Below are 824 nucleotides of genomic sequence, written 5' to 3' on the forward strand. Positions count from 1 at the left end.
TTTTCTGATAGTCGTAAGAACAATATTGGCTGCCACGATCCGAATGAAAAAAGCAGCCTTCCGGAGGCTGGCGCAGGCGCACCGCCATATCCAGCGCTCTGATCGCCAAGTCCTTCTTCATTCTGTCGCTGACTGCCCAGCCCACGACGCGACGGCTATGCAGGTCGAGAATGACGGCAAGGTAGAGCCAGCCTTCTGACGTCCAGATATAGGTGATGTCGCCGGCCCATTTACGGTTGGGCGCATCGGCGGCAAAATCGCCGTCCAGCCAGTTCGCTGCGACCCCCAGTCGATGGTGGCTATCCGTCGTAACCTTGTGCTTGCGCGTGCGGACTGGCTTGATCCCGTTGATCTTCATCAGCCGCCCGACCCGGCGCTCGCCAACATCGAGCCCCACCTCCTTCAACTCCATCGTCATGCGAGGACGGCCGTAGCTGCCAAGGCTCAGCCTGTACTGTTCTCGGATATGGGCCAGCACTTTCATATCTGTCCGCTCCCGCCTGCTAATCGGGCGCGAGCGCCAGGAACGATAGCCGCGTTCACTGACATCCATGACACGGCAGAGCAGTTCAACGGGCCAACGATGCCGCCAGCTATGCACAAAAGCGAACTTCACGGCCTTTGGCTCGCGAAGAACTGCGTGGCCTTTTTTAGCACTTCCCTCTCCTCCCGCAGCACACGGTTCTCAAGACGAAGGCGTTCATTCTCACGCGCCAGATCTGCCTGCGGCGCTGCCACCAGGTCAGATGGCCGATACTGTGACACCCATTTGCCCAGCGTCGACTTCCCTATCCCCAAATCCGATGCAACCCTGTCGCGGGGTA

1 pseudogene is annotated in these 824 nt (G+C 59.2%); it reads right to left on the reverse strand.

Annotated elements, in window-relative coordinates:
* Window positions 1-824 (reverse strand): annotated as a pseudogene (locus tag SxD43FB_RS23800) (IS3 family transposase); the annotation flags it as partial.

The organism is Sphingobium sp. D43FB, assembly GCF_002312805.1.
Classification (GTDB): Bacteria; Pseudomonadota; Alphaproteobacteria; order Sphingomonadales; family Sphingomonadaceae; genus Sphingobium.